Source organism: Streptomyces sp. NPDC048361 (assembly GCF_040651795.1).
Lineage (GTDB): Bacteria > Actinomycetota > Actinomycetes > Streptomycetales > Streptomycetaceae > Streptomyces.
The window spans coordinates 13,894-29,255 of record NZ_JBEZKW010000005.1 but is presented as its reverse complement, the minus strand read 5'-3'; the positions used below and the strand labels follow the sequence as shown (position 1 = coordinate 29,255).

Sequence of the window (15,362 nt, the reverse complement as noted above, 5' to 3'; positions counted from 1 at the left end):
CTCTGAATCGCCACCCCGCCGAAGGGCCCGGCACTCCCTGGATGGGGAGTGCCGGGCCCTTCGCGTGCGTACGGCCTTCGAGGAGCGGCTACGCCTCGAAGACCTCGCTCACCAGCTGCTCCTGCTCCTGCTCATGGCGCTTCTTCGAGCCCACCGCGGGAGACGAGCCGTGCGGGCGCGAGATGCGGCGCAGGCGCTCGCCGTGCGGCACGTCCGCGCCGACGGCCAGGTCCAGGTGGTCGATCAGGTTCAGCGCGATGAACGGCCAGGCACCCTGGTTCGCCGGCTCCTCCTGGGCCCACAGGTACTTCTCGGCGTTCGGGAACTTGGCGATCTCCGCCTGGAGCTCGGCACCCGGCAGCGGGTACAGGCGCTCGATGCGGATGATCGCCGTGTCCGTCGCGCCGCGCTTCTCGCGCTCGGCGGCCAGGTCGTAGTAGACCTTGCCCGCGCAGAAGACGACCTTGCGGACCGCGCTCGCGTCCACGTGCTCGTCGCCGATCACCGGGCGGAAGCCGCCGGTGGTGAACTCCTCGGCCTTCGACGCCGCCGCCTTCAGACGCAGCATCGACTTCGGGGTGAAGACGATGAGCGGCTTGTGGTGCGGGTTGTGGACCTGCCAGCGCAGCAGGTGGAAGTAGTTCGACGGCAGCGTCGGCATGGCGACCGTCATGTTGTTCTGCGCGCACATCTGGAGGAAGCGCTCCGGGCGGGCGGACGAGTGGTCCGGGCCCTGGCCCTCGTAGCCGTGCGGCAGCAGCAGCGTGACGCCGGAGGTCTGGCCCCACTTCTGCTCGGCCGACGAGATGAACTCGTCGACGACCGTCTGGGCGCCGTTGACGAAGTCGCCGAACTGCGCTTCCCACATCACCAGGGACTCGGGACGGGCCAGCGAGTAGCCGTACTCGAAGCCCATCGCCGCGTACTCCGAGAGCAGCGAGTCGTAGACGTTGTAGCGCGCCTGCTCGTCGGAGAGGTACATGAGCGGGGTGTAGTCCTCGCCCGTGACCTGGTCGACGAGGACCGCGTGGCGCTGGCCGAAGGTGCCGCGGCGGGTGTCCTGGCCGGAGAGCCGGACCGGGACGCCCTCCATGAGCAGCGAACCGATGGCCAGGGTCTCGCCCATGCCCCAGTCGATCGTGCCGTCCTCCACGGAGGCGGCGCGGCGCTGCATCTGCGGCATCAGACGCGGGTGCACGGTGATCCGCTCGGGGATGTTCACCTGCGACTCGGCGATGCGCTTCACGGCCTCCTGGGAGACCGCGGTGGAGACCGCGACGGGGAACTCCGCCTGGTGGTCGGACGACTGGATCTCGCCCGGCGCCGAGGTGGCCTCGCGGACCTCCGCGAACACCTTCTCCAGCTGGCCCTGGAAGTCCTGCAGGGCCTGCTCGGCCTCTTCCAGGGTGATGTCGCCGCGACCGATGAGCGACTCGGTGTAGAGCTTGCGCACCGAGCGCTTCTTGTCGATCAGGTTGTACATCTGCGGGTTGGTGAACTGCGGGTTGTCGCCCTCGTTGTGACCGCGGCGGCGGTAGCAGATGAGGTCGATCACGACGTCCTTGTTGAACGTCTGGCGGAACTCGAAGGCGAGCCGCGCGACGCGGACCACGGCCTCCGGGTCGTCGCCGTTCACGTGGATGATCGGCGCCTCGATCATGCGGGCCACGTCGGTGGCGTACATGGACGAGCGCGACGACTCCGGGGCGGCGGTGAAGCCGACCTGGTTGTTGATGACGATGTGGACCGTGCCGCCGGTGCGGTAGCCGCGCAGCTGCGACATGTTCAGGGTCTCGGCGACGACACCCTGGCCCGCGAAGGCCGCGTCACCGTGCAGGGCGACGGGCAGGACCGTGAAGTCCGTGCCGCCCTTGTTGATGACGTCCTGCTTGGCGCGGGCGACACCTTCGAGGACCGGGTCGACGGCCTCCAGGTGCGAGGGGTTCGCGACGAGCGAGACCTTGATCTGCTCGCCGTCAAGGCCGGTGAAGGTGCCCGACGCGCCCAGGTGGTACTTCACGTCGCCGGAGCCGTGCATCGACTTCGGGTCGAGGTTGCCCTCGAACTCGCGGAAGATCTGCGCGTACGACTTGCCGACGATGTTGGCGAGAACGTTCAGGCGGCCGCGGTGGGCCATGCCGATGACGACCTCGTCCAGGCGGGACTCAGCGGCGCTGTCGATGACGGCGTCGAGCAGCGGAATGACCGACTCGCCGCCCTCCAGCGAGAACCGCTTCTGGCCGACGTACTTGGTCTGCAGGAACGTCTCGAACGCCTCGGCGGCGTTCAGGCGGCGCAGGATGCGCAGCTGCTCCTCGCGCTCCGGCTTGGAGTGCGAGCGCTCGACGCGGTCCTGGATCCACTTGCGCTGCTTGGGGTCCTGGATGTGCATGAACTCGATGCCGGTGGTGCGGCAGTACGAGTCGCGCAGCACGCCGAGGACGTCGCGCAGCTTCATCAGGGACTTGCCGGCGAAGCCGCCGACCGCGAACTCCCGCTCCAGGTCCCACAGGGTGAGGCCGTGCTCGGTGATGTCCAGGTCGGGGTGCTTGCGCTGGCGGTACTCCAGCGGGTCGGTGTCGGCCATGACGTGGCCGCGGACCCGGTAGGAGTGGATCAGCTCGAAGACGCGGGCGGCCTTCGTGACGTCGTCGTCGTGCGAGGCGTCGATGTCCTTGAGCCAGCGGACCGGCTCGTAGGGGATGCGCAGCGCTTCGAAGATGTCGTCGAAGAAGCCGCTGTCGCCGAGGAGCAGGTTGGCGACGATGCGCAGGAACTCGCCCGACGCGGCGCCCTGGATCACCCGGTGGTCGTACGTCGAGGTGAGGGTCATCACCTTCGAGATGCCCAGCTTGTTCAGCGTGTCCTGCGAGGTGCCCTGGAACTCGGCCGGGTAGTCCATCGAGCCGACGCCCATGATGACCGACTGTCCGGGCATCAGACGCGGCACGGAGTGCACGGTGCCGAGGCCGCCGGGGTTGGTCAGCGAGACGGTGACGCCGGTGAAGTCGTCCATCGTCAGCTTGTTGTTCCGGGCGCGGCGGACGATGTCCTCGTACGCCTGCCAGAACTCGAAGAAGTCGAGCGTCTCGGCCTTCTTGATGCCGGCGACGACGAGCTGGCGGTCGCCGTTGGGCTTCACCAGGTCGATGGCGAGGCCGAAGTTGATGTGCTCCGGCTTGACCAGGGTCGGCTTGCCGTCCTTCTCGACGAACGCGTAGTTCATCGACGGCATGGCCTTGATCGCCTGCACCATCGCGTACCCGATGAGGTGCGTGAAGGAGATCTTCCCGCCCCGGGCGCGCTTGAGGTGGTTGTTGATCACGATCCGGTTGTCGAACAGCAGCTTCACCGGGACCGCGCGCACGGACGTCGCCGTGGGGACCTCGATCGAGGCGTTCATGTTCTTGGCGACCGCGGCGGCGGGGCCGCGCAGCGTCACGTACTCCGGGCCCGCCGGGGCCTCGGTGGCCTCAGCCGCCTGGGCGGCCTTGGCGGCCGGCTTCGCGGCGGCCGGTGCGGCGGCGGGCTTGGCGGGCGCAGCGGGCGCGGCAGCAGCCGGCTTCGCCTGGACCGGAGCCGGGACGGCGGCCGGAGCCGCGGCCTTCGCCGGCGCCGGGGCGGCGGCCGGGGTGGCCGGTGCCGGCGCGGCTGCGGCGGGCGCGGCCGCGGTGGGAGCACCCTGAACAGGGTTGTCCGCCGTGCCGGTGGCGCCCGGCTTGTAGTCGGCGAAGAAGTCCCACCAGGCACGGTCGACCGAATTGGGGTCCTGGAGGTACTGCTGATAGATCTCGTCGACAAGCCACTCATTGGCACCAAAGCCGGCCGCAGGGTTCTTGCCCTGCCCGTCTTGGTCGGTCGAGACGCTCGAATTACTGGGGGACTGAGACGACACGGCGGTAACCGCCCTCTTCCGCTTCACAAGGTGATGGACAGCGGAAATAAAGGCTACGCCTTGCCGGCCGGGACGCGCAGACGGGGCAGGCCACAGTCGCGTAAGTCACACCGGAACCCGTGTTTCGGGGCCTGAAATGGCGGGAAACAAGCGTGGTTCCGCTTCTCCCCGGCGCCTTCGGGTATGCGAGAGCGCGGCCGCGGCCCGCTGGACCGCGCCCCGGAAGGTCCGCTTCCGCTGATCACCACGCAGAACGGCCGCTTCCGGTTCGAACTTTACGTCAATTTTGCGGATGGGGGGTCCCCGGAAGGGTGACCTGGATCCGGCAGCCGCGCGCGGATTCGGCCACGCCGATCCGGCCACCGTGGAGGTCCACCGCCCAGCGCGCGATGGCGAGGCCGAGCCCCGTGCCGCCGTCGCTGCCCGGCCCGTGCGGCGAGGGCGCGGTGCCGCGGTTGAAGCGTTCGAAGACCCGGTGCCACTCCGACTGCGGGATCCCGGGACCCTCGTCGAGGACCTCCAGGTCGAGCGAGCCGGGATGCGCGCCGCGCCGGGCCCGTACGGTCACCCGGCCGTGCGGCGGAGAGTGCTTGACGGCGTTGTCGATGAGATTCGCCACGACCTGGTGGAGCCGCTCCGTGTCCGCGTGCGCGGTCAGCTCGGGCGGCGACACGTCCAGGTGCAGATGGACGTCGGTGCGCTGGTGGTTGCCCGAGCCCGAGGAGAGCTTGCGCTGGGCGGCCGCCAGGTTGGCCTCCTTGAGGACGCCCGACAGATACGGCCACACCTCGAAACGGTGGGCACGCAGCGTCACGACGCCGTTGTCCAGGCGGGAGAGGTCCAGGAGGGTCTCGACCAGGCGGCCCAGGCGCTCGGTCTGCTTCAGGGCCGTACGCATCGTCTCGGGGTCGGCAGCCGAGACGCCGTCGACCACGTTCTCCAGGACCGCGCGCAGCGCCGCGATGGGTGTGCGCAGCTCGTGCGAGACATTCGCCACGAGTTCCTTGCGGTGGCGGTCCACGGCCTCCAGATCGTCGGCCATGCGGTTGATGGTGCCCGCCAGGTCGCCGAGCTCGTCACGGCGGTCGGCGCCGCGCACCCGGCGCGTGTAGTCGCCGTGCGAGATGGCGCGGGCGACGGTGTTCATCTCGTCCAGTGGGGCGGTGAGCCCGTGCGCGACGAACTGGGTGATCAGCAGGGTCGCTATCACCGAGAAGACGGTGATGAAGCGGAGCTCGGTGCGGGTCTGGAGGGCCACCATGAGCAGCCCGGTCGTGATGAAGACGGAGACCACGACGAGGCTGCCGAGCTTCGTCTTGATCGATATCGACACCGACCGCAGCCCGGCCGCGATCCGGCCCTTCAGACCCCGCCTGGTCCGGGCCCATTGGCCGCGTCTGCCCGGCTCGTCCCACCCGGGCCGCTCACCGCTGCCGCGCAGCTGCCGGGCCCGGTCTCCCGCCCGGCTCATGGCGCCGGGGTCTCCAGCGCGTACCCGACGCCGTGGACCGTACGGATCCGCTCGGCGCCGATCTTCCGGCGCAGCGCCTTGATGTGGCTGTCCACGGTGCGGGTGCCGGACGCGTCGGCCCAGTCCCACACCTCGGCGAGCAGCTGCTCGCGGGAGAGCACGGCGCGCGGCGTGTTCGCCAGGCAGCTCAGCAGGTCGAACTCGGTCGGCGTCAGATGGACGTCCTCGCCGCGCACCCGGACCCGGCGCTGCGCGTGGTCGATCTCCAGCTCGCCGAGGCGGAGTATGCCGGTGCGCGGCGTGGTGGCGGCGAGCGCGGCCCGCTCCACCCGGCGCAGCAGGACATGCACCCGGGCCGCGAGCTCGCGCATCGAGAACGGCTTGGTCATGTAGTCGTCCGCACCGACGCCGAGCCCGACCAGCATGTCCGTCTCGTCGTCGCGGGCCGTCAGCATGAGGACCGGCACAGGGCGGCGGGCCTGCACCCGGCGGCAGACCTCCAGGCCGTCGAAGCCGGGCAGCATGATGTCGAGGACCATGAGGTCCGGCTGCCAGGCCTCGGCCGTGTCGACGGCGGCGGGGCCGTCGAGTGCCGTCTGCACCTGGAAGCCCTCGGCCCGCAGCCGGGCCGCGATGGCGTCCACGATCGTCGTGTCGTCCTCGACGACCAGCACCCTGCGCTGGGCGCCGGGGGTCGCCGCGACGCCGTTGTTGCCGGTGTGAGTCTGCTCCATCGGTTGCCCCGCCCTGACTGTGCTCGCCCGGGGATCCGTGGGGTGATCCCCTGTGTCGGTCAGAGACTAGAGGCACTTTCCGTATCTCGGCTACGCAGGGCGAACGCCGAGATGGACCACGTCAGGGACGCCCCGGGCAACTCGGACCTCTTTGGTACTTACCCCGGTGAACCCGGCATTCCGGAGAGCCTGGTCGAAGGCGGGGGACGGCTGGGCGGACCATACGGCGAGCACCCCGCCGGGGTTCAACCGCCGTACACAGTGGGCGAGTCCGGCCGGTGAGTACAGGCTGTCGTTGCCCTCGGTGACGGTCCAGCCGGGCCCATTGTCGATGTCGAGGCAGAGCGCGTCGAAGCGATCCTGGGCGGTACGTACGTAATCGACCAGATCGGCATGGATGATCCGGGTACGCGAATCGGACAGCGCGCGCTCCGAAATGGCGCGGAGTGGACCGGTGCGGTGCCAGTCGATGACGGCGTCCTCCCGCTCGACCACGGCGATTTGACCCCAGCGCGGGTCCTGCGCCGCATGTGCGAGGGAGAAGCCCACGCCGAGGCCGCCGATGAGAACGTGAGGGTCGCTCACGGTTGGCAGAAGTGTGTCGTACGCCGCATCGACGAGAAGGCGTTCCGAGCGGCCGTCCGATGTGTCCATGAGGAAGCACCCGTTGGCGATGATCTCGAAATGGGCTCCGCGCCTGCGCAGCACGACCTCCCCGTGCGGTCCTTGGCGCCGGTCGAGGGTGGCGATGTCGTCCATGCCCGCGAGAATGCCGCGCCGGTCGCCGCCGCGCACCCCAATTGCCGGGCGCGGCGGGGGTGTTCACCGGGCGGCCGCGCACGCGGACCGGCGATCACGGCCGTGGCGTGCGCCGGAGCCGCCGGGCCCACGGTTCGCCGGCCGGGGGGCCGGGTATGTGCCGGACACCCCTGACGCACAGGATGTGTCAAAGGTTGTCTCGTGTGGCGCACGCCATAGACGCGGCTGGAGTCGTTCGCGGAAGGTGTGCGTTGAAGGGACGTGGGTGGGCAGACGCGCGGGCGGGCAGAGCAGAGGCGACGTGGGCACGGGTGAAGCAGGCAGACGTCCGCGGCGCAGACACGCGCACGTGGGACACAGGCAAGTGAATGCAGGCGAGCAGACGCAAGCGGTACGCGGCACGGCCGGGTACGCGGGCGTGGCTTGGTTCGGGGCGCGCCCGCCGCGTCCCGGGGAAGGGGCCGCACCCGGTGCACCCGCTCGACATCAGGCAGCCCGGCACGCCCGGGAACGCCTCCTCAGCTGATGCTCCGCGCACCGTCGTGCCGCAGAACGTCGTCCCGGGTGCGCCGGCTCGCCCGCTCATTCCCCGGCCGACTCCCGCCCTGACTCCCGACGTGGCGGGCCCGCCGGGTGCCACCGCCCTTGACGCGATCCCCGCGCAGTGGCCGAGGAGCGAGCCCCCGGGCCCGCTGGTGGGCCGGCCGTCCACGGCGCCGGGCGTGCGCGGCGGCGGCCTCGCGCGGATCAGGCGGCTGCTGCCCTCACCCGCCGTGACCCCGTTCGCCTTCGACTATGCCCTGCTGCTCCTCGCGACCTCGCTGTACGCCCGGTACGGCGACCCGGACACCGTGAACGCCCTGCTCCAGGGGTCGAGCACCGACGTCGCGAACCTTTCGACGCGGCCGGTCCTCGCGCTCTTCGCGAGCGCGCTGTGGATAGCGGGGGGTGTCGTTTCGCCGTACGCGGTCGCCTTCGTCTTCGTCCTCGCCGCGCTCGAACACCGCATAGGAGGGTGGCGCACGGCGGGCGTCTTCCTGCTCGGCCACGTCGTGGCGACGCTGGCCACCGAGATCCCGGTGGCTCTTTCGGTGCTGGCAGGGCATCTCCCCGAGACCTCGCTGCACCGCCTGGACTACGGCATCAGCTTCGGCCTGATGGCCACGGTGGGCGCCCTGGCCGGGCTGCTCGCTCCCTTCCTGCGCTGGACGTCGCTCGCCGTGGTGGGGGTGCTGCTGACCCAGGACCTGCTGGACATCTCGGACCCGCTCGCCGCGTGGGGCCATCCGATAGCGCTGCTCGTGGGCCTCGCCTGCTGGCCGGCGGTACGGCGGGTACGGCGGCCGGGGCCGACGGGCTGAGGCCGCCGGTGGGTGTCACTCCCCGAAAACGCGGTCCGACCGCCGTTGGGCAGGCCCGTCTCGTACAGGCCCGTCTTGTACTGACCCGTCTCGTACAGGCCCGCCCCGTACAGACCCGTCAGTCCGTGGCCGGGGTGAAGTGGAGGCTCGCCATCGGGGCGTGGGTCTGCCAGCCGAGACTGGTGTAGAGGGAGCGGCCCTCGGGGGTGCCGACCAGGATGCCGGTGGTGGCGCCCGCCGCGTGGGCGGTGTTCTGCAGGGTGCGCATGACCAGGCTGCCCAGGCCCCGGCGCTGGTGGCCGGATGCGGTCTCGATCTGATCGGCCACGGCGGTCGAGCCGGTCGGCGCGATCTGACCCCGCGCGGCGAAGTGTCCCTCGGCGGTACGGACAAGGACGCGGGAGACGCCGCCCCGGGTCCACGAGGTGAGCGTGTAGCCGGCCGGCACCTCGGGCCGCTCGGCGGCGAGCGGAACGGACATCAGGAAGCCCGGCTTGTCGAACTGCCACCCCTCGCCGAGCCACGGCCGCACGGTGTCGTCGTCGGCGAACAACTTCAGCCATGTCCCGGGCGCACGCGTGGCGGCGACGAGCCCGCGCACGTCGTCCTCGGCGGGCACGGGAAGCACGTGCCGGGACACGTGATGGACCTGCCCGGCGTCAATGGTCCAGCCCCACGGCCGGTCCATGGGATCCGACGTCCCCCGCGAAACGACCCATCCGTCGATCCAGGCCCGCACGAGCCCCCCGATCGCGGCCCGATCCGGTACCGCCGCCGTCGTCACCGTCATTGCCGCCCCCTGGGTTGTCCTGGGTGATGAAGAATTAGTAATAGATGAATTGCCGGTCTGCGCCTTACTGCGTCCCCGTCTCCGTGCAACCGGATTCGACGCAGGAGATCACGGCGAGCGCCTGCTGGCAGGCGGTTTTCTTGTGATCGCTCAGAGCGAACGCCTGTCGGGGAACATTCCTCGACTCACATGCATTGAGTCGGCATAGCTCAACTTGACTGCCGAAGGGGAGATCATGGCTACCGAGTCCACGGCGTACACCTCGACCAACCTGCCCGTGCTGCCGCTCGACGACGAGGTCGTGCTGCCCGGCATGGTGGTGCCGCTCGACCTGTCCGATGCCGAGGTGCGGGCCGCCGTCGAGGCGGCTCAGGCGGCGGCCCGGCCCGATGCCGGGAAGCCGCAGGTGCTGCTCGTGCCGCGCATCGACGGTACGTACGCCGCGACCGGTGTGCTCGGGACCGTCGAGCAGGTCGGACGGCTCTCCGACGGCGACCCCGGCGCCCTCATCCGGGGCCGCCACCGCGTGCGGATCGGGGCCGGCACCACCGGGCCCGGCGCCGCCCTGTGGGTGGAGGGCACCCGGGTCGAGGAGACCCTGCCCGACCCCCTGCCCGGCCAGGTGACCGAACTGGTCAAGGAGTACAAGGCGCTCGCCACCGACTGGCTCAAGCGGCGCGGTGCCTGGCAGGTCGTCGACCGCGTCCAGCAGATCGAGGGCGTCTCGGCGCTCGCCGACAACTCCGGCTACTCACCGTTCCTCACCACCGCGCAGAAGGCCGAGCTCCTGGAGACCAGCGACCCGGTCGCGCGCCTCAAGCTCGCCACCGAACAGCTCCGCGAGCACCTCGCCGAGCAGGACGTCGCCGAGTCCATCGCCAAGGACGTACAGGAAGGCGTGGACAAGCAGCAGCGCGAGTTCCTGCTGCGCCGCCAGCTCGACGCCGTACGCAAGGAGCTGCGCGAGCTGAACGGCGAGAGCGGCGAGGAGGACGAGAGCGACGACTACCGTGCCCGCGTCGAGGCCGCCGACCTCCCGGAGAAGGTCCGCGAGGCCGCGCTCAAGGAAGTCGAGAAGCTGGAGCGCGCCAGCGACCAGTCGCCCGAGGGCTCCTGGATCCGCACCTGGCTCGACACCGTCCTCGAACTGCCGTGGAACGAGAGCACCGAGGACGTGTACGACATCCGCGCAGCGCGCGCCGTCCTCGACGCCGAGCACGCCGGACTCGACGACGTGAAGGAACGCATCACCGAGTACCTCGCGGTGCGCAAGCGGCGCGCCGACCGCGGGCTCGGGGTCGTCGGCGGCCGTCGCGGCGGCGCCGTGCTCGCCCTCGTCGGCCCGCCCGGAGTGGGCAAGACCTCGCTCGGCGAATCCGTGGCGCACGCCATGGGGCGCACCTTCGTGCGGGTCGCGCTCGGCGGCGTACGCGACGAGGCCGAGATCCGCGGGCACCGGCGTACCTACGTCGGCGCCCTGCCCGGACGTATCGTGCGGGCCATCAAGGAGGCCGGGTCGATGAACCCGGTGGTGCTGCTCGACGAGATCGACAAGGTGGGCTCCGACTTCCGGGGCGACCCGGCCGCCGCCCTGCTCGAAGTCCTCGACCCGGCGCAGAACCACACCTTCCGCGACCACTATCTGGAGGTCGAGCTCGACCTCAGCGACGTGGTCTTCCTCGCCACCGCCAACGTCCTCGAAGCCATCCCCGAGGCGCTGCTCGACCGCATGGAGCTGGTCAGGCTCGACGGCTACACAGAGGACGAGAAGGTCGTCATCGCCCGCGACCACCTGCTCCCGCGCCAGCTGGAGCGGGCCGGGCTCGACACCGGCGAGGTCGTCCTCGACGACGCCTCGCTGCGCAGGCTCGCGGGGGAGTACACCCGGGAGGCGGGCGTACGGAACCTGGAGCGCTCCCTCGCCCGGCTGCTGCGCAAGGTGGCCGCCGAGCACGAACTGGGCCGGCGCGAGCTGCCGTTCACCATCGCCCCCGACGACCTGCGGGGCCTGATCGGACGCCCGCACCACGTGCCGGAGTCCGCGCAGGACCCGGCGGAGCGGCGCACCGCGGTGCCCGGTGTGGCCACCGGCCTCGCCGTCACCGGCGCCGGCGGCGACGTCCTGTTCGTGGAGGCCTCCCTCGCCGACCCCGAGACGGGCGCGGCGGGCCTGACCCTCACCGGTCAGCTCGGCGACGTGATGAAGGAGTCCGCGCAGATAGCGCTGAGCTTCCTGCGCTCGCACGGCGCCGAACTGGAGCTCCCCGTAGGGGACTTGAAGGACCGGGGCGTGCACGTCCACTTCCCGGCGGGCGCGGTCCCCAAGGACGGCCCGAGCGCCGGCATCACCCTGGTGACGGCGCTCTCCTCGCTCCTGTCGGGACGGCAGGTCCGCACCGACGTGGCGATGACCGGCGAGGTGTCGCTCACCGGCCGGGTGCTGCCGATCGGCGGCCTCAAGCAGAAGCTGCTCGCCGCGCACCGCGCCGGGATCACCACCGTCGTGATCCCCAAGCGCAACGAGGCCGACCTGGACGACGTCCCGGCCGAGGTGCTGGAGAAGCTGGAGGTTCACCCGGTGACCGACGTCCGCCAGGTCCTGGAGATCGCGCTCGCCCCGGCGCAGGTCGCGATGGCCGCGGCCGCCTGAGCACCGCGTGGTTCCTGCGGTCAGGCGCCGGTGGCCGCGCCTGAGCACCGCGTGGTTCCCTGAGGTCAGGCGCGGGTGGCCCGCTCGTACAGCGAGCGGGCGCCCGCGTCGAACAGGACCGCCGTCGACTCCGCGTCCGTGTCACCACCGCTCAGCACGCCGATGATCCGGCCCATCCGGTCGGCGCCCTGATAGCCGGTCAGCCAGGGGCTGCCGCTCGTACCGTCCCAGAAGCCCGAGCACAGCATCCGCATCATCGCCTGCACATCGGTATCGCGGTGGGTGTCGGTGGTGCAGATGACGGGCCGGTTCTCGGGGTTGTGGTCCTCGATCGGATAGCCCACGACGGTCACCCGCTGCTCGGGCCCCGCGCCCCACTCCGGCGTCGAGGAGCCGACCACGCTCTGCACGCTGCGGCCCTGCGCGTCCGGCTCCACCGTGAGGAAGGCGTAGTCCACCGCGTCGTCCTGGTTCGCGGTCCACCGGTCGTCGATCTGAACGGCCCGTACCTTCCACTTCCCGTACGGAGACGTGCCCCCGTCCGCCCCCGAGAAGCCCGGTGCGAACTCCACCTCGTCGGCCGGGTGGGCGTTCGCGCAGTGCGCCGCGGTGGCGATGACGTTGCCGCGCGGGCTGCTCACCACGCTCGCCGTGCAGTAGTGCTCACCCCCGCTGACCAGGACGCCGACCGCGGGTGTGCTCGGCGCGGGCACCGCGCTCGACTGGGTGCGGGGGGCGCCGGAGGGTGCCGCCTCGGACTGCGGGGACGACGCGGCGGGACCGCCGCATCCCGCGCCGGCGAACAGCACGACCGCGACCGCGGCCACCGGAGTCGCCGCCCGTCTCACCCATCCCAAGGTGTGCATGGCCTCCATCCTGACGCATGGAGCACGAGGAATGGGGTCACCTGTGCGGCTTGTGGCCCGTTCGGGGAGGTCGGACGCGGTGGGCCGAGCGGTCCGGAGAGACGGAAAGGCCCCCGGCGACGCAGCGTCGGGGGCCCCGTCCATGTGGGGGAGGCGTCAGCCGTTGGCCAGTGCCTGCACCCGGTCGTACGCCCCGTTGAAGCGGGAGTGGTCGCCGACCGTCGGGCCGGACGAGGTGTACTGCCACATCGTGTAGTAGTCCCAGCCGGCCGGCAGGGCGCCGGGGTCGGTGTTGTAGCGGGCGATCCAGAGCGGGTTGGTGGCCCCGAAGGCGCCGGAGTTCCCGGTGCACTGGCTCCACCAGCTGGCGGCGGTGTAGATCACCGCGTCCCGTCCGGTACGGGCCCGGTACTCGTTGGCGAAGTCGCGGATCCAGCTGACCATGCCGGACGCAGACTTGCCGTAGCAGGCGGCTCCGTACGGGTTCCACTCGATGTCGAGCGCGCCCGGCAGGGTCCGGCCGTCGTGCGACCAGCCGCCGCCGTGGTCCACGAAGTAGCCGGCCTGGGCGGCGCCGCTCGTGGTGTCCGGGGTGGCGAAGTGGTAGGCGCCGCGGATCATGCCGACGTCGTACGAGCCGTTGTACTGCTGCGGGAAGGAGGGGTTGTTGTAGTACGTGCCCTCGGTGGCCTTGACGTAGGCCCACTTCACGCCGGTGTTCCACAGCGTGGACCAGGCGACGTTGCCGTTGTGGCTGCTGGTGTCGACGCCCTCGGTCTGGACGGCACGAGTGCCGCGGGGCAGACCGCCGACGCCGTCGTGCGCGGCGACGCCCATGCCCAGGGTCGCGGAGCCGCGCGGTGGGGTGTCGGCGGCGCCGGAGGTCCCGGTGGAGCCGAGGACGAGGGCGAGGGAGGAGAGGAGGATCCCGGCCGCGGCGATGGGTCCGCGGCGGGCCGTTCCGGATCTGTGCACGGGCATTGCGTGCCTCCGAAAGGCTCGGTGGGGGCTGGGACTTGACGGCTCGGGTCGACATGGCGACGTATCGCTGTGGACATGTCACGAACGACGCTACGCACGTAGACCGTTGGCGCGAAAGAGGCTTCAGGGTATGCCGTTGGTTCAGACCTTTGGCGGCCGCGACACGCTGCGGCGACGGCGTGGTCCGGCGGAAACTTTCAGCCGCGGCCGGGTCCGGCGTCATCCGGGACGCGAGGCGCACAGCTCGCTGGGAAATACTGTGCCGTCACGACACACCTAGGGCATGGGAGCCGACGTGCACGGTCCGGATCAGGAGTTCCTCGCGCTCGAACGCGAGCTGGCCGTTTTTCTGCGGCGGGCCAGGGCCTCGTCCGGCGAAATGGCCCGCGAGGTCCACCCCGATCTCGAACCGGCGGCGTACGGGCTGCTGGTGCGCCTCGACGAGGCCGGACCGCAGCGGGCCACGGAACTCGCCGGGTACTTCGGCGTGGGCAAGGCGACGATGAGCCGCCAGCTGCACGCCCTGGAGGACCTGGGCCTGGTCACCCGGGAACCCGATCCGGCGGACGGGCGTGCGTCCCTGGTGCGGATCACGGGGGAGGGGACGGCGAGGTTCGGGCGGGTGCGGGACGCTCGGCGCGAGCGGTACGTCCGCAAACTGGCCAACTGGGACCGTACGGAGGTCTCCGAGCTGGCCCGCCTCCTCCACCAGCTGAACGCCGCCGCAGCCGACAACTGACCCGTCCCGCGCAGTTCCCCGCGCCCCTGGGTGGGCTGCCCTTGGCAGGGTGCATGGTCTGGGCATTCCTCCCCCGTGGCGGGGTGCCTGGCCGCGGCATCCTCAGCCCGTCCGGCGTCTGAGGACGAGCGCCCTCAAGGCGCGAACGGGGTCTGGGGCGGAGCCTCAGGGGTTTGGACCTCAGCCCGTTCCACCTGTGGGGCACCCGGGCCCGGGGGTGGGGCTACAGCTCGGCCAGGAGGACCGTCGCGTCGTCGTGGCGCTTGCCCCGCCGCAGGAAGTTCCGCTCACCGTCGGCGACCTCGAGCTCACGGACCCGCTCGATCAACCCCTCCGGCCCCGCCTTGCGGATCAGGCCCACACAATCCGCCCACGACCCCTCGCGAAACACGTCGACCCAGCGCGTCGCGCCGTCCGTGAGGGCGAGCACCGCCCGCACCCCGGCGAGCGATTCGCGGCCGGTCACCGCGCGGGCCGCCACCGAGGGATCCGCCGCCGCGGTGAAGAAGCCGCCCTCCTTGTTGCGTACCAGCGCGTCCGCGAGCTCCTCGGTCGCCAGGGACGCCCGCGGCACCCGGTCGAGCCGGTCGTCCAGGATCGCCCGCACCGTCCCGTCGGCCGTCTCGACGAGCAGCGCGGAGTCCGACAGGACGAGGTACTCCAGCTCGGCCGCGTCCCACCGCGCGAGCACCACGGTTGCCTGAGGCGTGCGAGCGTGAGAAAGGTCACAGGTGGTGCGATGGAGGTCGGCGGTGCGCCGTATGGACTCGGCCAGAATGTCGGCCAGCGTCAGATCCCGGCGGGAAGCCGACAGTTCGGTCAAAGCGCCGCCGAGCCGCGCGGTGAACCAGGGCACGTCGTGCACGCAGTCCCCATTGCCGGGCAACGGTGTCACTCCGTCGAGGACGACAAGCACTCCGCCCAGGCCCGAGGCGGGCAACGCGGTGGCGGCCCAGTCCTCGTTGGGGCGGGCGGGGTCTCCGGGAAGGGTGGCGAGCTGGATGCGCATGTCAGCCAGTCTGCACGACGCATTCACGGCACCTCCACGACCGCGCCCGGGCTGCCGGACACCCCGTCAATTGGCCTGTACCTGGGCGCGAACCGCATAATCACGGG

The 15,362-nt window shown here is 71.1% G+C and carries 11 protein-coding genes; 3 read left to right on the top strand and 8 right to left on the bottom strand.

Annotated elements, in window-relative coordinates; genetic code table 11:
- Positions 1 to 88: 88 nt before the first annotated feature.
- From AB0D31_RS04285 to AB0D31_RS04270, 4 genes are all read right to left on the bottom strand, one after another.
- Entirely contained in the window at positions 89 to 3,895 is a 3,807-nt protein-coding gene (locus AB0D31_RS04285) for a multifunctional oxoglutarate decarboxylase/oxoglutarate dehydrogenase thiamine pyrophosphate-binding subunit/dihydrolipoyllysine-residue succinyltransferase subunit (RefSeq protein WP_362716768.1), read from the bottom strand.
- A 280-nt stretch (positions 3,896 to 4,175) separates the two neighbouring features.
- Positions 4,176 to 5,366 (bottom strand): HAMP domain-containing sensor histidine kinase, encoded by a 1,191-nt coding sequence (locus AB0D31_RS04280; RefSeq protein ID WP_362716765.1) that lies wholly within the window; start codon positions 5,364 to 5,366, stop codon positions 4,176 to 4,178.
- Entirely contained in the window at positions 5,363 to 6,100 is a 738-nt protein-coding gene (locus AB0D31_RS04275) for a response regulator transcription factor (RefSeq protein WP_267056350.1), read from the bottom strand. The genes AB0D31_RS04280 and AB0D31_RS04275 overlap by 4 nt, the downstream gene beginning before the upstream one ends.
- Positions 6,101 to 6,190: 90 nt before the next feature.
- Positions 6,191 to 6,859, bottom strand: a complete 669-nt coding sequence (locus AB0D31_RS04270) for a spermidine synthase (RefSeq protein ID WP_362716762.1) — start codon at positions 6,857 to 6,859, stop codon at positions 6,191 to 6,193.
- Positions 6,860 to 7,551: 692 nt separating this feature from the next.
- Between AB0D31_RS04270 and AB0D31_RS04265 the strand changes: the two genes are divergently transcribed.
- Positions 7,552 to 8,220: a rhomboid-like protein gene (locus AB0D31_RS04265; RefSeq protein WP_362717091.1), complete on the top strand. Its 669-nt coding sequence runs from the start codon at positions 7,552 to 7,554 to the stop codon at positions 8,218 to 8,220.
- Between the two features lie 118 nt (positions 8,221 to 8,338).
- Here the strand turns inward: AB0D31_RS04265 and AB0D31_RS04260 are convergent, their stop codons facing one another.
- Positions 8,339 to 9,010 carry a GNAT family N-acetyltransferase gene (locus AB0D31_RS04260; RefSeq protein WP_362716759.1) on the bottom strand — a complete coding sequence of 224 codons (672 nt, stop codon included), beginning with the start codon at positions 9,008 to 9,010 and terminating at the stop codon, positions 8,339 to 8,341.
- Between the two features lie 235 nt (positions 9,011 to 9,245).
- Between AB0D31_RS04260 and lon the strand changes: the two genes are divergently transcribed.
- Entirely contained in the window at positions 9,246 to 11,660 is a 2,415-nt protein-coding gene (gene lon, locus AB0D31_RS04255) for an endopeptidase La (RefSeq protein WP_362716756.1), read from the top strand.
- Positions 11,661 to 11,725: 65 nt separating this feature from the next.
- Here the strand turns inward: lon and AB0D31_RS04250 are convergent, their stop codons facing one another.
- Both AB0D31_RS04250 and AB0D31_RS04245 read right to left on the bottom strand, forming a co-directional pair.
- A complete protein-coding gene (locus tag AB0D31_RS04250; RefSeq protein ID WP_362716754.1) occupies positions 11,726 to 12,526 on the bottom strand; it encodes a trypsin-like serine protease in 801 nt (266 codons plus the stop codon).
- A 156-nt stretch (positions 12,527 to 12,682) separates the two neighbouring features.
- A complete protein-coding gene (locus AB0D31_RS04245) occupies positions 12,683 to 13,507 on the bottom strand; it encodes a lysozyme (protein WP_362716751.1) in 825 nt (274 codons plus the stop codon).
- A 283-nt stretch (positions 13,508 to 13,790) separates the two neighbouring features.
- Here AB0D31_RS04245 and AB0D31_RS04240 point away from each other — a divergent pair, with 283 nt between their 5' ends.
- A complete protein-coding gene (locus AB0D31_RS04240) occupies positions 13,791 to 14,246 on the top strand; it encodes a MarR family transcriptional regulator (protein ID WP_362716748.1) in 456 nt (151 codons plus the stop codon).
- A 223-nt stretch (positions 14,247 to 14,469) separates the two neighbouring features.
- On the opposite strand, the gene AB0D31_RS04235 is transcribed toward AB0D31_RS04240, so the two are convergent.
- Positions 14,470 to 15,255, bottom strand: a complete 786-nt coding sequence (locus AB0D31_RS04235) for a hypothetical protein (RefSeq protein ID WP_362716745.1) — start codon at positions 15,253 to 15,255, stop codon at positions 14,470 to 14,472.
- Positions 15,256 to 15,362: the final 107 nt, after the last annotated feature.

Bases quoted from the DNA above. Each gene is read 5' to 3' on its own strand.
- AB0D31_RS04245 (WP_362716751.1), bottom strand. From the start codon at position 13,507: ATGCCCGTGCACAGATCCGGAACGGCCCGCCGCGGACCCATCGCCGCG.
- AB0D31_RS04260 (WP_362716759.1), bottom strand. From the start codon at position 9,010: ATGACGGTGACGACGGCGGCGGTACCGGATCGGGCCGCGATCGGGGGG.
- lon (WP_362716756.1), top strand. From the start codon at position 9,246: ATGGCTACCGAGTCCACGGCGTACACCTCGACCAACCTGCCCGTGCTG.
- AB0D31_RS04250 (WP_362716754.1), bottom strand. From the start codon at position 12,526: ATGCACACCTTGGGATGGGTGAGACGGGCGGCGACTCCGGTGGCCGCG.
- AB0D31_RS04275 (WP_267056350.1), bottom strand. From the start codon at position 6,100: ATGGAGCAGACTCACACCGGCAACAACGGCGTCGCGGCGACCCCCGGC.
- AB0D31_RS04235 (WP_362716745.1), bottom strand. From the start codon at position 15,255: ATGCGCATCCAGCTCGCCACCCTTCCCGGAGACCCCGCCCGCCCCAAC.
- AB0D31_RS04280 (WP_362716765.1), bottom strand. From the start codon at position 5,366: ATGAGCCGGGCGGGAGACCGGGCCCGGCAGCTGCGCGGCAGCGGTGAG.
- AB0D31_RS04270 (WP_362716762.1), bottom strand. From the start codon at position 6,859: ATGGACGACATCGCCACCCTCGACCGGCGCCAAGGACCGCACGGGGAG.
- AB0D31_RS04240 (WP_362716748.1), top strand. From the start codon at position 13,791: ATGGGAGCCGACGTGCACGGTCCGGATCAGGAGTTCCTCGCGCTCGAA.